General features: G+C 70.8%; 17 protein-coding genes. 13 read left to right on the top strand and 4 right to left on the bottom strand.

The window, feature by feature from the left end; translation table 11 throughout:
• The 8 genes from lysX (at position 1) to serB (ending at position 9,824) form a co-directional block, all read left to right on the top strand.
• Positions 1 to 903 carry a lysine biosynthesis protein LysX gene (lysX, locus tag ACZ432_RS07375; RefSeq protein ID WP_426964029.1) on the top strand — a complete coding sequence of 301 codons (903 nt, stop codon included), beginning with the start codon at positions 1 to 3 and terminating at the stop codon, positions 901 to 903.
• Positions 900 to 1,955 carry an N-acetyl-gamma-glutamyl-phosphate reductase gene (argC, locus tag ACZ432_RS07370; protein ID WP_426964030.1) on the top strand — a complete coding sequence of 352 codons (1,056 nt, stop codon included), beginning with the start codon at positions 900 to 902 and terminating at the stop codon, positions 1,953 to 1,955. Before lysX ends, argC begins: the two co-directional genes overlap by 4 nt.
• Complete coding sequence (locus tag ACZ432_RS07365) at positions 1,952 to 3,004, top strand: acetylglutamate/acetylaminoadipate kinase (protein ID WP_426964031.1); 1,053 nt, start codon at positions 1,952 to 1,954, stop codon at positions 3,002 to 3,004. Before argC ends, ACZ432_RS07365 begins: the two co-directional genes overlap by 4 nt.
• Positions 3,004 to 4,140 (top strand): aspartate aminotransferase family protein, encoded by a 1,137-nt coding sequence (locus tag ACZ432_RS07360; RefSeq protein ID WP_426964032.1) that lies wholly within the window; start codon positions 3,004 to 3,006, stop codon positions 4,138 to 4,140. The genes ACZ432_RS07365 and ACZ432_RS07360 overlap by 1 nt, the downstream gene beginning before the upstream one ends.
• Positions 4,140 to 5,342, top strand: a complete 1,203-nt coding sequence (locus ACZ432_RS07355; protein ID WP_426964033.1) for a [LysW]-lysine hydrolase — start codon at positions 4,140 to 4,142, stop codon at positions 5,340 to 5,342. The genes ACZ432_RS07360 and ACZ432_RS07355 overlap by 1 nt, the downstream gene beginning before the upstream one ends.
• Positions 5,343 to 5,423: 81 nt before the next feature.
• A complete protein-coding gene (argF, locus tag ACZ432_RS07350; protein WP_426964034.1) occupies positions 5,424 to 6,323 on the top strand; it encodes an ornithine carbamoyltransferase in 900 nt (299 codons plus the stop codon).
• 550 nt (positions 6,324 to 6,873) lie between these two features.
• Positions 6,874 to 9,063, top strand: coding sequence for an ATP-dependent DNA helicase (locus ACZ432_RS07345; RefSeq protein ID WP_426964036.1), 2,190 nt, complete (start codon positions 6,874 to 6,876; stop codon positions 9,061 to 9,063).
• Between the two features lie 110 nt (positions 9,064 to 9,173).
• The gene (gene serB, locus ACZ432_RS07340; protein ID WP_426964037.1) at positions 9,174 to 9,824 is read left to right on the top strand and encodes a phosphoserine phosphatase SerB; all 651 of its coding nucleotides are present in this window, start codon (positions 9,174 to 9,176) and stop codon (positions 9,822 to 9,824) included.
• A gap of 840 nt (positions 9,825 to 10,664) precedes the next feature.
• Here the strand turns inward: serB and uvrA are convergent.
• Positions 10,665 to 13,667, bottom strand: coding sequence for an excinuclease ABC subunit UvrA (uvrA, locus tag ACZ432_RS07335; RefSeq protein ID WP_426964038.1), 3,003 nt, complete (start codon positions 13,665 to 13,667; stop codon positions 10,665 to 10,667).
• A 473-nt stretch (positions 13,668 to 14,140) separates the two neighbouring features.
• Between uvrA and dpsA (ACZ432_RS07330) the strand changes: the two genes are divergently transcribed.
• The 3 genes from dpsA (ACZ432_RS07330) to dpsA (ACZ432_RS07320) are packed head-to-tail and all read left to right on the top strand — an operon-like array spanning position 14,141 to position 15,844.
• Positions 14,141 to 14,686 carry a DNA starvation/stationary phase protection protein DpsA gene (gene dpsA, locus ACZ432_RS07330; RefSeq protein ID WP_426964040.1) on the top strand — a complete coding sequence of 182 codons (546 nt, stop codon included), beginning with the start codon at positions 14,141 to 14,143 and terminating at the stop codon, positions 14,684 to 14,686.
• A gap of 10 nt (positions 14,687 to 14,696) precedes the next feature.
• Complete coding sequence (gene dpsA, locus ACZ432_RS07325) at positions 14,697 to 15,272, top strand: DNA starvation/stationary phase protection protein DpsA (protein WP_426964041.1); 576 nt, start codon at positions 14,697 to 14,699, stop codon at positions 15,270 to 15,272.
• A gap of 2 nt (positions 15,273 to 15,274) precedes the next feature.
• Positions 15,275 to 15,844 carry a DNA starvation/stationary phase protection protein DpsA gene (gene dpsA / locus ACZ432_RS07320; protein WP_426964042.1) on the top strand — a complete coding sequence of 190 codons (570 nt, stop codon included), beginning with the start codon at positions 15,275 to 15,277 and terminating at the stop codon, positions 15,842 to 15,844.
• 3 nt (positions 15,845 to 15,847) lie between these two features.
• Here dpsA (ACZ432_RS07320) and ACZ432_RS07315 read toward each other — a convergent pair whose 3' ends face one another.
• Positions 15,848 to 16,033 (bottom strand): hypothetical protein, encoded by a 186-nt coding sequence (locus ACZ432_RS07315; RefSeq protein ID WP_426964043.1) that lies wholly within the window; start codon positions 16,031 to 16,033, stop codon positions 15,848 to 15,850.
• A gap of 341 nt (positions 16,034 to 16,374) precedes the next feature.
• Between ACZ432_RS07315 and ACZ432_RS07310 the strand changes: the two genes are divergently transcribed.
• Together ACZ432_RS07310 and ACZ432_RS07305 are read left to right on the top strand one after the other, a co-directional pair.
• The gene (locus tag ACZ432_RS07310; RefSeq protein ID WP_426964044.1) at positions 16,375 to 17,685 is read left to right on the top strand and encodes a DUF7093 family protein; all 1,311 of its coding nucleotides are present in this window, start codon (positions 16,375 to 16,377) and stop codon (positions 17,683 to 17,685) included.
• 82 nt (positions 17,686 to 17,767) lie between these two features.
• Positions 17,768 to 18,151 carry a DUF5611 family protein gene (locus ACZ432_RS07305; protein WP_058367562.1) on the top strand — a complete coding sequence of 128 codons (384 nt, stop codon included), beginning with the start codon at positions 17,768 to 17,770 and terminating at the stop codon, positions 18,149 to 18,151.
• 372 nt (positions 18,152 to 18,523) lie between these two features.
• Here ACZ432_RS07305 and ACZ432_RS07300 read toward each other — a convergent pair whose 3' ends face one another.
• Together ACZ432_RS07300 and ACZ432_RS07295 are read right to left on the bottom strand one after the other, a co-directional pair.
• Positions 18,524 to 19,960 (bottom strand): ribonuclease FAU-1 family protein, encoded by a 1,437-nt coding sequence (locus tag ACZ432_RS07300; protein WP_426964107.1) that lies wholly within the window; start codon positions 19,958 to 19,960, stop codon positions 18,524 to 18,526.
• Between the two features lie 94 nt (positions 19,961 to 20,054).
• On the bottom strand, positions 20,055 to 20,429 hold the full coding sequence (locus ACZ432_RS07295; RefSeq protein ID WP_426964046.1) for a DUF7532 family protein: 375 nt from the start codon (positions 20,427 to 20,429) through the stop codon (positions 20,055 to 20,057).
• Between the last annotated feature and the right edge of the window lie 43 nt (positions 20,430 to 20,472).

Raw genomic sequence — 20,472 nt, 5'->3', positions numbered from 1 at the left:
ATGAAGGTCGGACTCCTCTACTCCCGGATCCGGAAGGACGAGAAGCTGCTCCTCGCGGAGCTGCGCGACCGCGGCCACGAGGTCGAGAAGATCGACGTGCGCAAGGAGCGGTTCGGACTCGAGTCGACGACCGCGAACGTCGAGGAGCTCGACATCGTCGTCGACCGCTGTCTGTCGACCAGCCGCTCGCTGTACGCGAGCCGGTTCCTCGACAGCTACGGCGTCCCGGTCGTGAACGGGCCGGAGACCGCCGACGTCTGCGCGGACAAGGCGAAGAACTCGCTCGCGCTCGCGGAGGCGGGCGTGCCCACGCCCGCGACCGAGGTGGCGTTCACCACCGACGCGGCGCTGGAGGCCATCGAGGAGTTCGGCTACCCCTGCGTCCTCAAGCCGGTCGTCGGCTCGTGGGGGCGCCTGATGGCGAAGATCGAGTCCCGCAGCGCCGCGGAGGCCATCCTCGAACACAAGGCCACGCTCGGCCACTACGAGCACAAGGTGTTCTACGTCCAGGAGTTCGTGGACAAGCCGGGCCGCGACATCCGCGTGGTCGCCGTCGACGGCGAGCCGGTCGCCGCGATGACGCGCACCTCGGACCACTGGCTCACCAACGCCGCGAAGGGCGGCGAGGTGACCGCCTTCGAGGTGGACGAGACGGTCGCGGACCTGGTCAAGACGGCCTCCGACGCGGTCGGGGGCGGCCTGCTCGGCGTCGACCTGATGGAGGTCGGCGGCGAGGGCTCCGGCGAGTACACCGTCCACGAGGTGAACCACACGGTGGAGTTCAAGGCGCTGAACTCCGCGGTCGAGACGGACGTGCCCGCGGCGGTCGTCGACTGGCTGGAGACGAAGGCGGAGGCGGCCGCGGGAAACGATGACGACGCGGTCGAGGTGACCGCACCGTGACCGCGGGCGGCGAGACGCTCACCGCGGGCGTGATCGGCGGCACCGGCTTCGCGGGCGGCGAACTGCTTCGCCTGCTGGCCGGCCACCCGAACTTCGACATCGAGCAGGCCACCTCGCGGTCGGCGGGCGGCAAGACCGTCGGCTCGGTCCACCCGAACCTGCGCGGGCTCGACCTGCGCTTCTCGGACCCCGAGGACCTCGCGTCGGTCGACGTGCTGTTCACCGCCACGCCCCACGGCGTCTCGATGGGGCAGATCGACCGCTACTTCGAGTCGGCCGACACCGTCGTCGACCTCTCGGCGGACTTCCGGCTACCGGAGGCCGCGCTCTACGACGAGTGGTACGAGGGCCACGACGCGCCCGAGTACCTCGAAAAGGCGGAGTACGCGCTCCCGGAGCTGAACCGCGAGAACCTCCCCGGTGCGGAGCTGATCGCCGGCGGGGGCTGTAACGCCACCGCGACGATGCTCGGGCTGAAGCCGCTCGTGGACGCGGGCGTGCTCGGTCCCGACACCGGCGAGGTCGTCGTCGACGTGAAGGTGGGCTCCTCGGAGGGCGGCGCCGGCGGCGGCGCGGCCTCCTCGCACCCCGAGCGCTCGGGCGTCGTGCGCCCGTACGCGCCGATCAGCCACCGCCACGAGGCGGAGATCGGCGCCTACCTCGGGCTGGACGTCTCCTTCACGGTCCACGCGGTCGAGATGGTCCGCGGGGCGTCCGCGACCTGCCACGTCTTCCCGGACGGTCCCGTCTCGAAGGGCGACCTCTGGGGCGCCTACCGGGGCGCCTACGAGGAGGAGCCGTTCATGCGGATGGTCTCGGGCGGGGGCGGCGTCTACCGCTACCCCGAGCCGAAGGCGGTCGCCGGCACGAACTACGGCGAGGTCGGCTTCGAACTCGACGCGAGCAACGAGCGCGTCGTCGTCTTCTCGGCCATCGACAACATGATGAAGGGGTCGGCCGGGCAGGCGGTCCACGCCGCCAACGTCGCGCTCGGCTTCGAGGAGACCGCCGGCCTGGAGTTCCAGGGGCTTCACCCCGTGGGGTCCCCATGACGCCGGCGCCGACCGGCGCGTCCGGCGCGTCCGACGGGTCCGATACGCCCGACGCAGACGGGCTCCCGGGGACCGACCTCACGGTCGCCGACCTGTCGAGCGGCGACCCCGCCGACGGCGTCGCGTTCCCCGCGGAGACCGACGGGATCGAACTGACCGACGGCGGCGACGTGGTCGCGCTCGACGGCGGCGACGCGGAGCCCCCGGTGGTCGTGAAGGTCGGCGGCGCGAAGGCGGTCGATCCGGCCGGCGCGGTCGGGGACGTGGCCCACCTCGTCGCCAACGGCCGCGACGTGGTCGTGGTCCACGGCGGGTCGACCGCGGTCGACGACCTGCTGGACCGACTCGGCGTCGAACCGGAGTACGTGGAGTCGGCCTCCGGCGTCACCGGCCGCTTCACCGACGCGGAGACGATGGAGGCGTTCACGATGGCGATGGCCGGCAAGGTCAACACCGACCTCGTGGCGACGCTGCGCGAGGCGGGCGTCGACGCGGTCGGCCTCTCGGGCGTCGACGGCGGCGTCCTCTCGGGCCCCCGCAAGTCGGCGGTCCGCGTCGTCGAGGACGGGAAGAAGAAGATCCGCCGCGGCGACCACTCCGGCAAGCCGGAGTCGGTCAACGCGGACCTGCTCTCGACGCTGCTCGGGGACGGCTACGTCCCGGTCGTCTCGCCGCCGATGGCGGGCGAGGAGTCCGACGGCGGCGTCACGCCGGTCAACACGGACGCGGACCGCGCGGCCGCGGCGGTCGCGGGCGCGCTCGGCGCCGAACTCGTCCTGCTGACGGACGTGGCCGGCGTCTACGCCGACCCGGACGACCCCGAGACCCTGATCGACGCCGCCACGACGCCCGCCGACCTCGCGGACGTGGAGGCGGCCGCGGAGGGGTTCATGGGCAAAAAGGTCATGGCGGCCAAGGAGGCGCTCTCCGGGGGATCCCCGGAGGTCGTCGTCGCGGACGCGAACGTGCGCGACCCGGTGGTCAACGCGCTCGGTGACGGCGGGACCCACATCACGGCCGCCGCGCTGGCCGAGGAGGGGGAGGCCTGATGTCGGGGTTCGTCTTCTCGGAGAAGCCGATCACGATCGAGTCCGGCGAGGGCGTCCACCTCACCGGCGCGGACGGCACCGAGTACCTCGACTTCGGCGCGAGCTACGCCTGCACGCCGCTCGGTCACTCGCACCCGGCCGTCACCGAGGCGGTCCAGGAGCAGGCCGCGGCGCTGACCTACGTACAGGCCTCCTACCCCGTCGACGTGCGGACGGAGACCTACGAGAAGCTCGCGACGCTGGCGCCCGGCGACCTCGACAACGTCTGGCTCTGTAACTCCGGCACGGAGGCCAACGAGGCGGCGATGAAGTTCGCGCGCGCCGCGACCGGCGACTCGAAGATTGTCGCGACCAAGCGCGCGTTCCACGGCCGGACGATGGGCGCGCTCGCGCTGACGTGGAAGGGGAAGTACAAGGCGCCGTTCGAGCCGCTGGCGGGCGGCGTGGAGTTCATCGAGTACGGCGACGCCGACGCGCTGGAGGCGGCCGTCGACGACGACACCGCCGCCCTCTTCCTCGAACCCGTCCAGGGCGAGGGGGGGATCCACCCCGCGACCGTCGACTACCTGCAGGCGGCCCGCGAGGCGACCGCCGACGCCGATGCCGCTCTGGTCTTCGACGAGATACAGACCGGCGTCGGTCGGACCGGGACGCTGTGGGCCTGCGAGCAGGCGGGCGTCACGCCCGACATCCTCACGACGGCGAAGGGGATCGCCAACGGCCTGCCGATGGGCGCGACGCTCGTCGCGGACTGGGTCGCGGAGTCGCCCGGCGACCACGGCTCGACCTTCTCGGGCGGGCCGGTGGTCTGTGCGGCCGCGAACGCGACGCTGGACGCGGTCGTCGAGGACGACCTGCCCGCTCACGCGAAGGAGCTCGGCGACTACCTCGTCTCGGAGATCGAGGCGGCCACGGAGGAGCACGACCTGCCGGTGCGGAGCGTCCGCGGGTCGGGCCTGATGGTCGGCATCGAGGTGAAACGAGGGGCGAACCGCGTCCTGCGCGACCTGGCCGTGAACCACGGTGTGCTCGCGCTCCCCGCGGGTCGCAGCGTGGTGCGTCTGCTTCCGCCGCTCGTCGCTGAAGCGGACCACGCCGACGCGTTCGTCGAGGCGTTCACCGAGGTGCTGTCGTGATGGCGAGCGACGGCGAGTCGGAGTCGACCGCGCCCGACGGCGAGGAGCCGACCGCGTCCGACGCGACCGGGACCGGCGAGGCGGGGGCCGCCGCCGACGGCGGCGTCCCCGAGGCGGAGATCGTCGCGGGCGGCGACGGGGACCACCCCGACGCCTGCGACACGCCGGCCCGAAAGCTGCTGTACGACGTGGTGTCGATCCCCTCGCCCTCCGGCGAGGAGGCGGCTGCGGCCGAGCGGCTCCGTGACTTCTTCGCGGCGAACGGCCGCGAGGCGTGGATCGACGAGGTCGGGAACGTCCGCGCGCCCGCCGACGACTCGGTGCTTTTGACCTCCCACGTCGACACCGTGCCGGGCGACATCCCGGTCGCGGTGAAGCCGGCCGAAGCGTACGACGAGACGGGCCCCGCGCTGTGGGGCCGTGGGACGGTCGACGCGACCGGCCCCCTCGTGGCGATGGCGGTCGCGGCGGTCGCAACCGGCGTCTCGTTCGTCGGCGTCGTCGGCGAGGAGACGGACTCCCGCGGCGCGCGCCACCTCGTCGCGGAGCGCGACGCGGCGCCCGGCGCCGTCGTGAACGGCGAGCCCTCGGGCTGGAACGGGATCACGCTCGGCTACCGCGGCTTCCTCGCGGGGACGTACGTGAACACCAGCGAGTCGGGCCACTCCTCGCGGCCGGAGCCGAACGCGATCCAGCACGCCATCGACTGGTGGCACGGCGTCGAGGAGACGTTCACGCCGGAAGACCCCGAGACGCCCGTCTTCGAGCAGGTGACGACCAAGCCGGTCGACGTCGAGGGCGGGCTGACCGACGACGGGCTGGCGGTCGAGGCGACGATGGACGTCCAGCTCAGGGTCCCGCCGAGCCGCACCGTCGACGAGGTGCACGAACTGGCGGAGAGCGAGCTCACGACGGGGTCGGTCCACTGGAAGGAGCCCATCCCCCCGGTGATGGAGAGCCCCCGGAACCCCCTCGCGCGGGCGTTCCGCGTGGCGATCAGGGAGACGGGCGGCGACGTGCGCCTCCTCCGGAAGACCGGAACGAGCGACATGAACCTGTTCGCGGCCGCGTGGGACTGCCCGATGGTCACCTACGGCCCGGGTAACTCGGACCTGGACCACGCGCCGAACGAACACCTCCCGCTCGCGGAGCTGGACCGGTCGGTGACGGTGCTCTCGCGGGCCTGTCGAGACCGACTGTAGGCGCCGCGGCGCGCGCCGCGGCGCCGGTCTCCTCGCGCGACCGTCTCGACTTCCGACCACGACGACACCACACGGAGCACGATGGCACTCGACACCGACGACTTCCTCGACATCGACGACCTGACGCCGGCCGAACTCGACGCGGTGCTGGACCGCGCGAGCGCGCTCAAGGCCGGCGCGGACGACGCACAGCTGCCGGACCAGACCCTCGGCATGATCTTCGAGAAGCCCTCGACGCGCACCCGCGTCTCCTTCGAGACCGGGATGACCGACCTCAGCGGCCACGCCATGTTCCTCGGGCCGGACGACATCCAGTTGGGCCACGGGGAGCCGCTGCGCGACACCGCGCGCGTGCTCGGGCGGTACGTCGACGCCGTGATGGCACGGCTGTTCGACCACGCGGACGTGGAGACGCTAGCGGAGCACGCCGACTGCCCCGTGATCAACGGGCTCACCGACGAGGCGCACCCCTGCCAGACACTTGCGGACCTGCTGACGATCCGCGAGGCGTTCGGCGACGCCGAGGACGTGACGGTGGCGTGGGTCGGCGACGGCAACAACGTCGGTCAGTCGTTCGTCGTCGGCGCGGCGATGGCGGGCGTCGACGTGACGGTCGCGACGCCGGCCGGCTACGCGATGGACGAGGCGGTGTTCGACCGCGCGGCCGACTTCGGCGCCGACCCCGCCGTCACCACCGACCCCGAGGCGGCCGTCGCGGACGCGGACGTCGTCTACACCGACGTGTGGATCTCGATGGGACAGGAGGACGAGCGCGCCGAGAAGCTGGCCGCCTTCGAGGGGTTCCAGGTGAACGAGGCGCTGCTGGCGGGGACCGACGCGCAGGTGATGCACTGCCTGCCCGCCCACCGCGGCGAGGAGATAACGAACGACGTGCTGGAGTCCGACCGCGCGCTCGCGTGGGACCAGGCCGAGAACCGGCTGCACGCACAGAAGGCGCTGCTGGTGGAACTGCTGGCGTAGCAGGTCGACGCGAGCGGAGCGAGCGCTTTTTGGTCCAGCTTTTTCGAGGAGCGGTGCGCGACGCGCGGCGGTCGCGCGAGCGCACCCGACGACGAAAAAGGTGGGGCTGAAAACCGGCTGCACGCACAGAAGGCGCTGCTGGTGGAACTGCTGGCGTAGCAGGTCGACGCGAGCGGAGCGAGCGCTTTTTGGTCCAGCTTTTTCGAGGAGCGGTGCGCGACGCGCGGCGGTCGCGCGAGCGCACCCGACGACGAAAAAGGTGGGGCTGAAAACCGGCTGCACGCACAGAAGGCGCTGCTGGTGGAACTGCTGGCGTAGCAGGTCGACGCGAGCGTCGTCGCCGGCGAGATTCACAATTTCCTGAAACAAAATTTATAACCCACAACCGAAGTGTGCCCATGCGGGCGACGGCATCCACCGCACGCTCCCCACGTTCGCCCGCTTCCCCGCGCGACCGGCCGATGCTGGTCGGCTCGGCCGGTCGCGCGGGGCGTTCCACTTCCGCCGAGCCACCCGACCCCTTTTAGGCGATGGGGGAGTATCCACGCCCGTGTCAGAGTCGGCGCACCTGCGGTTCTTCCCGTACGAGGAGCCCTACCCGAACCAGCGCGAGGCGATGGACAGGGTCGCCAACGCGCTGGACCGGGGACAGGACGTGCTGTTCGAGGGCGCGCCCGGGACGGGGAAGACGCTCTCGGCGCTCGTGCCCGCCTTAGAGCACGCCCGCGAGCACGACCGGACGGTCGTCATCACGACGAACGTCCACCAGCAGATGCGCCAGTTCGTCGAGGACGCCCGCGCGATCACCCGCACGGAGCCGATCCAGGCGGTCGTGTTCAAGGGGAAGTCGTCGATGTGCCACATCGGGGTCGACTATCAGGAGTGTCAGACCCTCCGCGACGCGACGCGGTCGGTCGTGGAGACGGAGGGCGACAGGCGGGAGCTGGAACAGCGCCAGCGCGAACTGCTCGCGGAGAGCCGCGAGGGCGACGCCTCGGCGGCGGAGGCCCGCGAGGCGGTGATGGAGGAACTCGACGAGATCGAGGACGAACTCGACGAGATGGAGGACGCGACCGTCTGTGAACGTTACTACAACAACCTCACGCGGGACACCGACGCGTTCTTCGAGTGGCTCTTCGACGACGTGCGGACGCCCGACGACGTCTACGACTACGCCGAGGAGCGGGACCTCTGCGGCTACGAGCTACTGAAGGAGGGGATGGAGGGCGTGGATCTCGTGGTCTGTAACTACCACCACCTGCTGGACCCGAACATCCGCGAGCAGTTCTTCCGCTGGATCGACCGCGACCCCTCGGAGATAATCACCGTCTTCGACGAGGCGCACAACGTCGAGGACGCCGCGCGCGACCACGCGAGCCGCGAACTCACGGAGCGGACGCTCGACGCCGCGTTAGAGGAGCTCGCGGAGGCGGACGACTCGCGGGCGGACGCCGCCGAGAACGTGATCCGCGCATTCCGGGACGCGCTGGTCGAGACGTACGACGAGAGCCTCGGCTTCGGCGCCCGGGAGGCGGTCGGCGACGACTGGGAGGACGTGACGGTCGCCAACGAGGACCGCCGCGACGACCTCACGCTGGCGTTCCTCGAGCGGTACGAGGGACGCGGTATCGACACCGAGACCGAGCTCGCGGTCCAGCTCGGCGGCGCGCTCGACGAGGAGTACGAGCGGCGGTACCGGGACGGCGAGACAGAGAGCCGCAAGGAGTGTCAGGTGCTGCAGGCGGCGCGCTTCGTCGAGGCGTGGATGGACGAGGGCGCGGAGCTGGGACAGTACCCGATCGTCTCGGTTCGGCGCGACGCCGGCACCGACGAGGTGTACGGCCGCGTGGAGCTGTACACCTGCATCCCGCGGGCGGTCACAAGCGAGCTGTTCGACGAGGTGGCGGCGTCGGTGCTGATGAGCGCGACGCTGCGCCCGTTCGACGTGACCCGAGAGGTGCTCGGCGTCGAGAACGCGGCGGAGCTGGCCTACGAGATGGCCTATCCCGAGGAGAACCGCCGGACGTTCGCGGTGGACACGCCGCCGCTTTTCGCCTCCGAGCGCGACGACGAGGAGACCCAGGCGACGGTCGCGGACACGCTCCGCGACGCGATCCGGTTCACGCCGGGGAACACGCTGGTCTTCTTCCCCTCCTACGCCGAGGCGGAGCGGTACGACGACATCCTCGGCGGCACCGGGAGCCTCGCGGACCCGGACCTCGGAACGCGCTACCTCGACGGGCCGGATGTCGACACGGAGGAGATCCGGCGGACGTTCGTGGACGCCGAGGACGCGACGCTTTTCACCTCGCTGTGGGGCACGCTCGCGGAGGGGGTGAGCTTCGACGGCGACGACGCCCGGACGGTGGTCGTGGTCGGCGTCCCCTACCCACACCTCTCCGACCGCATGGAGGCGGTTCAGGACGCGTACGGCCGCGCGTTCTCGGACACCGGCCGCGCTCGCGACCCGGGGTGGACCTACGCCGTCGAGGTGCCCACGATCCGCAAGACGCGACAGGCCATCGGCCGCGTCATCCGCGGGCCGGACGACTACGGCGTGCGGATCCTCGCCGATCGGCGATACACCTCGGCGGACATGGGGAAATACTCCGTGCGGGGCGCGTTCCCGCCGGAAGAGCGGGAGGAGCTTCTGGACCTCCCGCCCGAGAAACTGAAGTTCGCGATGCTGAACTTCTACACCGACCACGACGCCTACCACGGGCCGCCGCCGGAGCCGTGAGGGGGTGCGTGGGACTCGGCCGGTCCGCCGCGGCCGGTCCACCGACCGGACGACCGGCCCGATTCGCCCGAACCACCGCGGTTTAACCGGCCGACCGCGAACGGTCGCGTATGAAGCTGATCGCCTTCGACTTCGACGGGACCCTCTCGGACTCGGAGATGACGGTCCTGCTCGCGGAGCGGGCCGGCGTGGCCGACGAGGTGGCCGACATCACCGAGCGGGCGATGAACGACGAGTTGAGCTACGCGGAGAGCCTCTACCGGCGCGCGGAACTGCTGCAGGGGCTCTCCGCCGCGGACGTGGAGGCGGCGTTCGACGAGGTGCGGATCCGCCCCGGCGCGGCCGCCCTCATCGAGCGCCTGCAGGCGGAGGGCCACCACGTCGCGGTGCTCACCGGCGGCTTCGAGCGCGGGGTCGCCGCGGCGCTCGAAAAGGAGGGAGTCGAAGTCGACACCATCGTCGCGAACCGGCTCCCGACGGACGCCGCGGGCGCGCTGACCGGCGAGGCGGACGGACCGCTCATCGAGGGGACGAAGGACGACGCGCTCGCGGACCTGTCCGACGAGGTGGGCGTGCCGCTGGCGTCGACGGTCGCGGTCGGCGACGGCGCCAACGACCTCCCGATGCTGGAGGTCGCCGGGCTGTCCGTCGGGTTCGCGCCGAAGCGGGCGGTCCGACCAGTGTGTGACGCGGTCGTCGCCTCCATGTTCCGGCTCGGCAAGGTGTTCGAGGGGTACCGAGTGCTTCCGAAAGAGGACTGATCGTACTCATGCGCCGACTTCTCGGTCGGGGCGTCTCGAACGAGAAACCCTGGAGTCGTGACCTTCCGAACAGCAGCGTTTAGAAATCTTCAGTTGGCTCTCCATGCTACGGATCTGGATCTACTGCTGATCCTGCTGCTCGGGACAGCAATACCCAGAAAGCCCCAGCCGGCTCGGCCGGCCGCGTACCGGCAGACGGTCCGGGCTGCCCGCAGTCGCGGGCTGCCGGGCTGCGACTGCCGTCGTCCCGCTCGGCGAACTCGCGGGACCCTCACTGCGCGCTCGCGCTTCTCCGCAACGCCCAGCGCGAGTGCTTGCGTCGTCCGGGCGGGACCGAGCCGGCTGCCCCTTTCAGACCCACCCACAGCACCGCTCCGCCACCCACCGCACCGCTCCGCCCCCCACCGCACCGCTCCGCCCCGCCCCGCACCGCCCCGCCCCGCACCGCTCCGCCCCGCACCGCTCCGCCCCGCTCCGCCCCCCACCGCACCGCTCCGCCCCGCCCCGCACCGCTCCGCCCCGCACCGCTCCGCCCCGCTCCGCCCCGCCCCGCCCCGCACCGCAACTGCACAGCAGCCTCTCACCTCCCCAGCCTCGGCCGCGGGCCGGCCGCGAAACCGCAACGCAGGCGGCCGCCCCGCGACCTCCCTCGCGCGCGTTTCTCACGCGCGCCGACAGCACCGCACCGCAGTCGTCCGGACGTTTTTCAGCGATCGGGCACGACTCCCGCCGTGAGTGCAGTTCGATTGCGCCGAATCCGCGTGCGTCGCCTCGCCGGCTGTCGAGATGCGGGTTCTGCGGGCTGGCTCGCGTTGGACTGACTCTCGGCGTGGAGCCCGATCAGTCGTCGTCGGTCGCCTTTGCGGGCTTGCGTCGGTCACTTCGCGGCCCCTCCGCGTCGACGTCCGGGAGCATGTCCCGGAGGTAGCGCCCGGTGTGTGACGCCTCGGTGCGCGCGACCGTCTCGGGGGTCCCGTGGGCGACCAGCTCGCCGCCGCCCTCACCGCCCTCCGGGCCGAGGTCGATCACGCGGTCGGCGTTCTTCACGAGGTCTAGCTCGTGCTCGATGACGACGACGGTGTTGCCGTTGTCGGTGAGCCGGTGGAGCACCTCGATGAGCTTGCGCTCGTCCTCCTTGTGGAGCCCGGTGGTCGGCTCGTCGAGGAGGTAGAGCGTGTTTCCGGCGTCCTTCTTGCCCAATTCCTCCGCGAGCTTGACGCGCTGGGCCTCGCCGCCCGAGAGGGTCGTCGAGGGCTGGCCGAGCCGCATGTAGTCGAGGCCAACGTCTTTCAGGAGCTTCAGCCGGCGACGGAGCCCGTCGTGGCTCTCGAAGAAGTCGTACGCCTCCGCGACACTCATGTCGAGCACGTCCGCGATGGTCGCGCCCTTGTAGGTCACGTCGAGCGTCTCGTCGTTGTAGCGCGCGCCGCCGCACTCCTCGCAGGGGACCTGCACGTCCGAGAGGAAGTTCATCTCGATGGTGACGGTGCCCTGCCCGCCGCACTCCTCGCAGCGCCCGCCCTTCACGTTGAACGAGAAGCGGCCCTTCTCGTAGCCGCGCTGCTTGGCGAGCTTCGTCTCCGCGAACAGCTCGCGGATGTGGTCGAAGACGTCGGTGTACGTCGCCGGGTTCGAGCGCGGCGTGCGGCCGATGGGCGACTGGTCGATGAGCCGAACGGTCTCGATCCCCTCCATCCCCTCGACCGCGTCGTGCTCGCCGGGGTCGACGGAGGTGTTGTCGTTCATCTCGCGGACCAGCGCCTTGTAGAGCACGTCGTGCATCAGCGTCGACTTGCCGGAGCCCGAGACGCCCGTGATGGCGGTGAAGACGCCGAGCGGGATCGGCACGTCGAGGTCGTCGAGGTTGTGCTGGCGCGCGCCGCGCACGACGAGCTCGCCCGTCGGCTCGCGACGCTCGTCGGGGACGGGGACCGCCTCGCGACCGGCGAGGTAGTCGCCGGTGACGGAGTCGTCGGCCTCGCAGATGTCCGCGAACTCGCCCTGCGCGACCACCTCGCCGCCGCGCTTGCCTGGCCCGGGCCCCATGTCGACGATGTGGTCGGCGCGGCGCATCGTCTCCTCGTCGTGCTCGACGACGATCAGGGTGTTGCCGAGGTCGCGGAGGCCGGCGAGGGTGTTCAGCAGGCGGTCGTTGTCGCGCTGGTGGAGGCCGATGGAGGGCTCGTCGAGGACGTAGAGCACGCCCACGAGGCCGGACCCGACCTGCGTAGCGAGCCGGATGCGCTGGCTCTCGCCGCCCGAGAGCGTCGCCGCCTCGCGGTCGAGCGTGAGGTACTCCAGCCCGACCTCCTCCATGAAGCCGAGGCGGGCGCGGATCTCCTTGAGGATCTCCTCGGCGATGGTGCGGTCGCGCTCGGAGAGCCGCGCCTCCATCCCCTCGAAGTGCTCGCGGGCGTCGCCGATGGAGAGCCGGTTCACCTCGGTGATCGGCGTGCCGTCGACGAGCACCGACCGCGACTGCGGCTTCAGGCGGGTGCCGTCGCAGGCCGGGCAGGTGGTGACCGCCATGTAGTCCTCGATGTGCTCGCGGGTGGACTGCGACTCCGTCTCGACGTGGCGGCGCTGGAGGTTCGGGATGACCCCCTCGAAGCGCTTCTCCTTGCGCCGGACGCCGTTCTTCGTCTGCCGCTCGAAGACGACCTGCTCGTCGGTGCCGTAGAGGAACTGCTCGCGGACGTCGGGGTCGAGGTCCGCGAAGGGCGTGTCGACGCTCACGCCGAAGTGCTTCGCCACGGAGTCGATCCGGGTGCGGTAGTACGACCGGTTGTACGACCACGCCTCGAACACGTCCTTTATCGGCTTCGAGGGGTCCTGGACCACGAGGTCCTCGTCGACCTCCTTCGTGGAGCCGATCCCCTCGCACTCGGGACAGGCGCCGTGCGGGGAGTTGAACGAGAACGACCGCGTCTCGATCTCGGAGAAGTCGATGCCGCAGTGGGTACAGGCGAGCTCCTCCGAGAACTCCACGACGAGGCGGTCGGCGGAGACGCCGTCCGCGTCGCCGTCGTCGTCTTCCGGCTCCTCGGAAGCGCCGCCCGCGAGGTCGCCGGTCGACCGCGCCGCGGAGCCGCCGAGCTCCTCGGCCGCGCCCTCGGGCGGGTCCGGGACGATCAGCTTGAGGACGCCGTCGGCCTCCGCCAGCGCGGTCTCCACGGAGTCGGTGATCCGCGACCGCTCGTCCTCCGAGATCCGGATCCGGTCGACGATCACGTCGATCGTGTGGTCGTAGTTCTCGTCGAGCTCGGGGTCGTCGAACGAGAGGTCGTACGGCTCGCCGTCGACCTCCACGCGGGCGTACCCCTCGGACTGGAGGTCGTCGAACAGGTCCTCGAAGGCGCCCTTCTGGTCGCGGACGACCGGCGCGGCGACCATCGCCTTCGTCCCCTCCGGCAGCGACATGATCCGGCGGACCATCTGCTGGGCGGACTGCTCGCCCACCTCGCGGCCGCACTCGGGACAGTGTGGCGTCCCGACCCGGGCGTACAGCAGTCGGAGGTAGTCGTGGAGCTCCGTGACGGTGCCGACCGTCGAGCGGGGGTTGTTCGCGGCGTTCTTCTGGTCGATGGAGATGGCCGGCGAGAGCCCCTCGACCGCCTCCACCTGCGGTTTGTCCATCTGGCCGAGGAAGTTGCGGGCGTACGCCGACAGCGACTCGATGTAGCGGCGCTGCCCCTCGGCGTAGATGGTCTCGAACGCGAGCGAGGATTTGCCCGAGCCGGACAGCCCTGTCACCACGGTGAACTCCTCGCGGGGGATGCGGACGTCGAGGTCCTTGAGGTTGTGCTCCTCGGCCCCGCGGACCTCGATGTAGTCCTTGCTCATGTGTCGTGTGCCACCGGCCTCACGGTGTTCGGTGTCGTTGATAGCCGAGTCATTCGATACGAAATTCTGGGTCCGAGGACACTTATCCTCCCGGTTGTGCGGGCAGCCGGTGGAGCGAGCGGGACCGGCAACCGACTCGCGTGCCGCACGGATCCCCGGGTGAGCGACGGGCACGACGACCCGACCGTTCGATCCGCCATTCGTCCGCGGATGGCGGGCTCCCGGAACGGCGGAGTGAGAGGGGGTGCGCTCGATCCAAACACGCGCGGTCATGTCAGGAATGTTCTATTCGTGTTTCCGGTGTGTTTCGACCGGACCGTCGTGTCTCGGCGCTCATGTGACGGGCATGAATGTACTGAGGCGCACGTTCGGGGACGCCGAGAACGTCCCGGACGAACACCCGGATTTTCGGCCACCCTAAAATATCTGAGTGCTGACAACATTTATTGCCCTGCTGGACGAACGTACACGGTATGAGTACCGAGAAACAGGTCCGGCACAGAGCGGGCACCGTCGAGGAGAACTCGCTGAAGATCGACCGGGGGAAGGCCGAACAGATAGTCGAAGCGCTGAACACCGACCTCGCAGCGACGTACGTGCTCTACCACCAGCTACGAAAGCACCACTGGAACGTCGAGGGAGCGGAGTTCGAGCAGCTTCACGACTGGTTCGGCGACGCCGCCGAGGACGCTGAGGACAACGCCGACGACCTCGCCGAGCGCGTCCAGGCGCTCGGCGGCGTCCCGGTCAGCGGCCTTCGCTCGCTCGCGGACCACGCTCCCGTCGAGTCCGAGAGCGACGACGTCTACGACGTCCGGACGTCGATGGCGAACGACCTCCAACTGTACCAGGACGTCATCGAGAGCGTCCGCGAACACGTCGCGCTGGCGGAGGACCTCGGTGATTACGCGACGAGCGAACTGCTTCGAGACGTCCTCGAGGACCTCGAGGACGACGCACACGAGGCCCATCACTTCCTCGAAGACGACACGCTCGTTCTCGAAGACGCCACTCACTGAGGTTGAGAGGATGACGAAGCGACAGATCGGCCTGGTCCGAGAGCCCGAGACCGGCGATCGTCGACAGGACTGGGACACCGTCGAGGCGAACTCGCTCCGGATCGACCGCGACGACGCAGTCGAGATCGTCGACCTCCTACGGGTCGACCACGCGGGCACGTTCAACCTGTTTTACCTCCTCCGGAAGCACTACTGGACGGCCGAAGGAGCCGAGTTCCACGAGGTCGCCGACTTCTTGGCGGACGCGTACAGGCGCGTTCGCGAGATCAACGACGACATCGCGGTCCGAATCGTCGAACTCGGCGGCGTGCCGCCCAACACGCCGCCGACGATCCAGGAACACGCCGAGGTCCACCTCGAGGCGGAGGACCTCTACGACCTGCGAGCGTCGCTCGAGGGCGACCTCGAGGGCTACGCCACCCTCGTCGCGACCATGCGCGACCACGTGAGGGCCGTCGAAGCCCTGGGTGATACGGGTACCGGAGAGCGACTCCGTGACCACCTCGAGGCGCTCGAGGACGACGCCCACGAGATCGAACAGCTGCTCGCGGACGATACGCTCGTGCTGGAGGAGGCGCGCAACTGACCATGGCGAAGACCCCACACCTCCGAAAACCGGCCGACGGCCGCGTTCGGCGGAACTGGGACGAGGTCGTCGAGAACGACCTCCGCCTCCACCGGGAGGCGGCCGAACGGATCGTGGAGGCGCTGAACAGCGAGCTCTCGGGCCTGTACATCCTGTTCAACCAGGTCCGGAAACACTACTGGCTCGTCGAGGGAGCCAACTCGAGGGAGGTCGGTGAGTTCCTCGCGGGCGCGACCGACCGCCTCTCGGAGATGACCGACGACCTCGCGATCCGGGTCCACGCGCTGGGGGGCGTCCCGGTCTGTGGTCCGATGGGCATCCGGCAGCACGCCCCGATACACATCGAAGCGCCACACCACTACGACGTGCGGTCCTCGCTCGGTCGCGACCTCGAGGGCTACGCCGAACTCGCGGTACAGTTCCGCGAACACATCGGACTCGCCGAAGAGCTGAACGACCCGACGACCGGCGAGCTCCTGCGCGAGCACAGCAAGACGATCGAGAAGGACGCCCACACGATCGAGCGATATCTCGCCGACGACACGCTCGTTCGAAGAGACGCGCTTCAGTAACCCCTACTCCGGCGGCGACACGGTCGTATCGGTCGCGATCCAGCCGTCGGTGTTGCCCGGTTCAGTGAGGACCGTTCGCCCCACGTTGAGTTCGTAGGCGTTCAGTTCGGGGGATTCGTCGACTGGGCCGCCTCCGACGGGCTCGCTCCCGGCGCCGGCGTCCGACGGCCGGCTGCGTGACGTGGTCATCGAATGTGTTTAGGTATGCCTAAAAACAAAAGCGTTCGCATCGGAGCCAGGTTGTCCTGAACGCGTCGTCGGTGTGGGACACGAACGGGTCGCACAGGAGTGCTCGAAAGGGGCGTCGGAACCGATACGGCGTCCACCCCACGGGATTTGGGTACCGTCCACGGAACGAGTGGTCGCCGCGGCCTGGAGCTACGTGGACGACGCCGAGGGGATCCCGGGTGGCTCTCCTTCCCGATGAACGCGAGGCGCGGATTCACGGAAGCCTCACGCCTGCTCGCGTCCGCCGAGCGTCAGACGCCGACGGGGACGTTTTTTACGTTCGGACCGCGCACACCCTACAAATGGGACTCAGGTGTCTGCTCGGGCACGACTTCGGTGAACCCGAACTCGAGCGCGAGCGCGAGGAGGAGGGCGACGAGGTCGTCATCACGGTCCGCGAGGTGAAGACCTGCGACCGCTGCGGTGAGCAGCAGGTCGTCAGCGAGAACAAGGAGGTCACCTCGATCGAACAGCTCGCCGACGCCGCCGACACGGCGGCCGACGCGCCCGCGGACGCGACCGACGCCGAACCGGCCGAGCCGGCCGTGTCGAGCGGCGACGCCGAGCCCGCCGAGCCGGAGGCCGCCGTCGCCGAGGCCGAGGAGCCCGTCCAGCCGGACGAGCCGGGCGCCGAGCCCTCGGTGGAGCCGTCCCCCGCGGATGCGGAAGTCGAGGACGAGGACGACGCCGTCTTCATCGACGAGGGGCCCGACGGGGCCGATGAGCCGGAGACCGTGGACGGACCCGCACCGGACCTGAGCGGCATCGAGAACGAGCCCGCGGACGCCGACGCGCCCGCCGCCGGGGCGGACGCCGGCGGAGCAAGCCGCGCGTCCGATCCCGAGACCGACTCGGCGCCCCGGAACGCGGACGAAGAAGACGCGGAGATCCTCGACGATAGTCCCGGTGGGCAGCGACAGGACCCCCACGTCGACGCCGAGCCGGACGCGGCTGGCGCGACCGGCCACGGCGACTGGCCCGATGCCGGCCCGGGCGGGGACGCCGAGAGCGGCGACGAGGTCGACGCCGAGAGCGACGACGGCGTCATCCTCGACGAGGAGCCCGACACCGACCCCGAGCGCGAGTACGGCGAATGGCCGGAGCCGGACGAGGAGGCCGAGGCGGCCGCCGACGAGCCCACCCCGTGGCCCGAACACCGCGGCGACGACGAGGGGTACGACGCGACCGTCGACGAGGGCGAAAGCGAGGAGGCCGGCGTCAGCTTCGGTGGCGGGCTCACCCCCGAGGTGGACGACGACGCGGTCGACAGCGAGGCGGTCGACGACGACGCGGAGTTCATCGAGAACGAGCCGACGGAGCCGACGCCGGAGCCTGCGGCGGACCGAGAGCCGACCGACGGAGCGGGGGCGACCGACGCGGACGCAACGGGCGACGCCGCCGCAACCGGCCCCGCGGACGGCGCGACGCCCTCGACCGGTCGGGACTTCACCGATACGGAAGGCGCCGAACTCACGACGACGATGAACGAGGCGGACACCGAGTACTACTGTCCGGAGTGCGGCATGAGCCGGCCGGCCGACGGGAACTCGATCCGCGCGGGCGACAGCTGTCCGGAGTGCAAGGTCGGCTACATCTCCGAGCGCCAGCTGTGACGCCGCCGATGTGGCCCGGCGCTCCCCTCCGGCCGCCCCGCTGACGAAACAGGTTTACCGTCCCCTGCCGAACGCGTTGCCAATGAAGGAGTACAAGATGCGACGCGGCGAGCATCTGGACGACCGGATGCCCGACCTGAAAGCCTCCATCGAGGAGTACTTCGGCGAAGTGACCGGCACCGAGGAGACGAACGGCCAGGAGCTGTACGTCGTCGAGGACCCCGACAACCCCGTCTTCGAGCGCATCCTCGCGGGCGCCGCCGAGTACAGCGGCAAGAAGGACAAGCTGATGGTCCACTTCGAGGAGCGCGACGCCGAAGACGTCATCGCCGAGGGCAACGCCGACGCCGCCGCCGACGCGGTCGACGCCAAGAACGACTTCCTGCTCGAAGCGACCGGCCGCGACGCCAAGTCCCGCCGCGACTCCATGAAGCGCGCCGTCGAGGACGAAGCGCCGGATTACTAACGACCTTTTTCTGCGTCGGGTTCGCGCGGCGCAGGCGCCGCGCTCACCCATCCTTGAAAAATGTCGATCAAAAAGGGGCCGCGGTCGGCGCTGCGGGCGCTGCGCGCCCTCGCGCCGCCGCGGTACCTCGCGCTTGACCGCATCAGCACTGCATCAGCACCGCCACCGCACCAGCACCGCCACCGCACCAGCACCGCCACCGCACCAGCACCGCTACCGCACCAGCGCCGCCACCGCGACAGCGGTTACAGAAAACGCCACAGCGCCGCGGCCGCTGACAGAAAACCCTTCACAGCGCCTCGACCTGCGACAGAAATTTCGGTGACACCGCCGCCGTGGAGCGGAAAACGTGTCTGGGTCGCCGCGGTGTGCTCAGAGCGCGTTTTCGAGGGCGCTCGCGACCGCCCGCGCTTTTTCGGCCAGTTCGGTCGGGACGTCGCCGGCCGCGACCGCGGCGTCGAGCTCGTCGTCGTCCACGCGCCGGACGGTGCCGTCGGCCTCCTTCACCACGTCGACGTGGAGGTCGACGTACCGGATCGCGTCCGGAAACGCCTCGACCGGCGTACAGACGTTGACGTAGGTCCCCTTCGTGGCCCCCTCCGCGTCGCGGTAGACCGTCGGGTACCACCACCGGCCCTCCTTGAACGAGGTGTGCGCCGTGTCGCCCGCCTCCCGGCGCGCGTCGAGTTCGTCGTAGCTCCCGCCGGGCGTCATCTCCCGGCGCACCGACACCGACCCGCCCGGCTCGACCTCCGTGACGGTGCCCTCTCCGAGAACGATCCGGTGGCCCGCGGGCTTGCCGTGCTCGATGCGGACGGCGTCGCCCTCGTGGGGACCGAACTGCTCGGTCACCACGTCGAAGGGGAACGCCGCCTCCGGGTCCTCGCCCGGCGTGGGCTCCGTCAGCGCCTCCGCGAAGTCGACGCCCGCGCGAGCGCTCGCGGACCCGGCCTTGATCCGGTGGTGGCCGGGCATCGTGGGCGCGACCGCGCCGCGCTCGCGGTCGAGCGCGAACCGCGACTCGCGGCCGAACCAGACCCACGCGCCGGCCCGCGGCGCGACGAGGCGACCCGGCTCGCCAACGGGGTCGTCGGTCGCGTCCCGCACCGCCTCCGCGCGGTCGACGGCGCTATCGAGCGCCTCTCGAAGCGCGTCCATCCCGGCGTCGACCGCGGGAGCGTGCCAGACGATCCCCCAGTCGTCGGGCGGATGGAGGTCCAGCAGGTCGGCCATGCCGGCGAGTTCGCGGCCCGCGGCCTCGTCGTACGACTCCACGCGCGTCCCGCCGCCGGGGACCAGCGAGGCGAGCTCGCCGACGACCCTGATCTCGGCGTCGAGCTCCGGCCGGTCGTCGTCCCACGGCGCCGTCGCCTCGCGGACCTGCACCCGCACCGCGTCCCCGACCTCGACGCGGTCGTCGACGTTGCCGTAGGGGAGGTACCCCTCGACGGTCGCTCCCCGACCCTCTGCCCCGACCGCCGCCCCGAGGTCGACGAGAGCGCCGCCGCCGAGAGCCTCGGTTACCTCGCCGTCGAAGACCGCGCCCTCGGGCGCGGGGTCCGTCCACGCCAGCGCGTCGCGAGCGACCCCCCCAAGCCGGCCGGTGACCGCCTCGACCGCCGCGGGATCGCCGGCGACGCCGACGCCCTGCCGGTCGTCCGTGGTGGCGACCTCGACCGCCGGCGCGCCGCCTTCCTGAACCCGGTCGGCCAGCGGGGTCCCCGCGAACCGCCGCCGGATGGGCGGCGAGGCGTCGACCGCGTCGTGGCCGGCGTCGGCCAGCAGCCGCGTGAGCGCCGTGGCGTAGATGCCGCGGACGCGGACCGGCGGCGTCGCGAGGGCTGTCTCCCCGTCACCCCCGTCGTCGGTCGAAGCGTCCGCGGCGGCGTCCTCACCCGGCACGCTACAGGTCCTCCGGGTCGCGCGCGAAGCGAACGCGGTCGTGGACCGTCGGTCCGAGCGTCAGTTCGACGACGTCATCAGAGAGCGTGCGACCGTCCTCGACGTACGCGCCCCACGAGCCGAACGAGACGTACCCCCGCAGGTCGCCGCCGTGGGTGTACAAGTCGACGGCGCAGTCGGGGTGTTCCTGCGGACCGTCCGGGCCGTGGGCCGTCTCGAGGTCCGAGTGGAGCGTCTCCGCGTCGGCGACGAACGACTCGATGGCCGCCGCGTCCTCAGCCACGAGCTCGGCCGCGCGGTCGCTCGCCGCCCGGATCTCCTCGGTGTCGAGGCCGGCCTCCCGGAGCGCCTGCTGCGTGCGCGGGTCGAAGTGCATACCCCGCCTACGGGCGAGGGGCCCTCAAGGCTCACGGTCCGGC

The sequence above is a fragment of the Haloparvum alkalitolerans genome, from assembly GCF_055381565.1.
The sequence above is the reverse complement of the archived record's forward strand: the minus strand, read 5'-3'. Positions and strand labels throughout refer to the sequence as shown.

Coding starts and splice junctions, on each gene's coding strand:
- lysX (WP_426964029.1), top strand. CDS start 1: ATGAAGGTCGGACTCCTCTACTCCCGGATCCGGAAGGACGAGAAGCTG.
- ACZ432_RS07365 (WP_426964031.1), top strand. CDS start 1,952: ATGACGCCGGCGCCGACCGGCGCGTCCGGCGCGTCCGACGGGTCCGAT.
- ACZ432_RS07360 (WP_426964032.1), top strand. CDS start 3,004: ATGTCGGGGTTCGTCTTCTCGGAGAAGCCGATCACGATCGAGTCCGGC.
- ACZ432_RS07355 (WP_426964033.1), top strand. CDS start 4,140: ATGGCGAGCGACGGCGAGTCGGAGTCGACCGCGCCCGACGGCGAGGAG.
- argF (WP_426964034.1), top strand. CDS start 5,424: ATGGCACTCGACACCGACGACTTCCTCGACATCGACGACCTGACGCCG.
- serB (WP_426964037.1), top strand. CDS start 9,174: ATGAAGCTGATCGCCTTCGACTTCGACGGGACCCTCTCGGACTCGGAG.
- uvrA (WP_426964038.1), bottom strand. CDS start 13,667: ATGAGCAAGGACTACATCGAGGTCCGCGGGGCCGAGGAGCACAACCTC.
- dpsA (WP_426964040.1), top strand. CDS start 14,141: ATGAGTACCGAGAAACAGGTCCGGCACAGAGCGGGCACCGTCGAGGAG.
- dpsA (WP_426964041.1), top strand. CDS start 14,697: ATGACGAAGCGACAGATCGGCCTGGTCCGAGAGCCCGAGACCGGCGAT.
- dpsA (WP_426964042.1), top strand. CDS start 15,275: ATGGCGAAGACCCCACACCTCCGAAAACCGGCCGACGGCCGCGTTCGG.
- ACZ432_RS07315 (WP_426964043.1), bottom strand. CDS start 16,033: ATGACCACGTCACGCAGCCGGCCGTCGGACGCCGGCGCCGGGAGCGAG.
- ACZ432_RS07310 (WP_426964044.1), top strand. CDS start 16,375: ATGGGACTCAGGTGTCTGCTCGGGCACGACTTCGGTGAACCCGAACTC.
- ACZ432_RS07305 (WP_058367562.1), top strand. CDS start 17,768: ATGAAGGAGTACAAGATGCGACGCGGCGAGCATCTGGACGACCGGATG.
- ACZ432_RS07295 (WP_426964046.1), bottom strand. CDS start 20,429: ATGCACTTCGACCCGCGCACGCAGCAGGCGCTCCGGGAGGCCGGCCTC.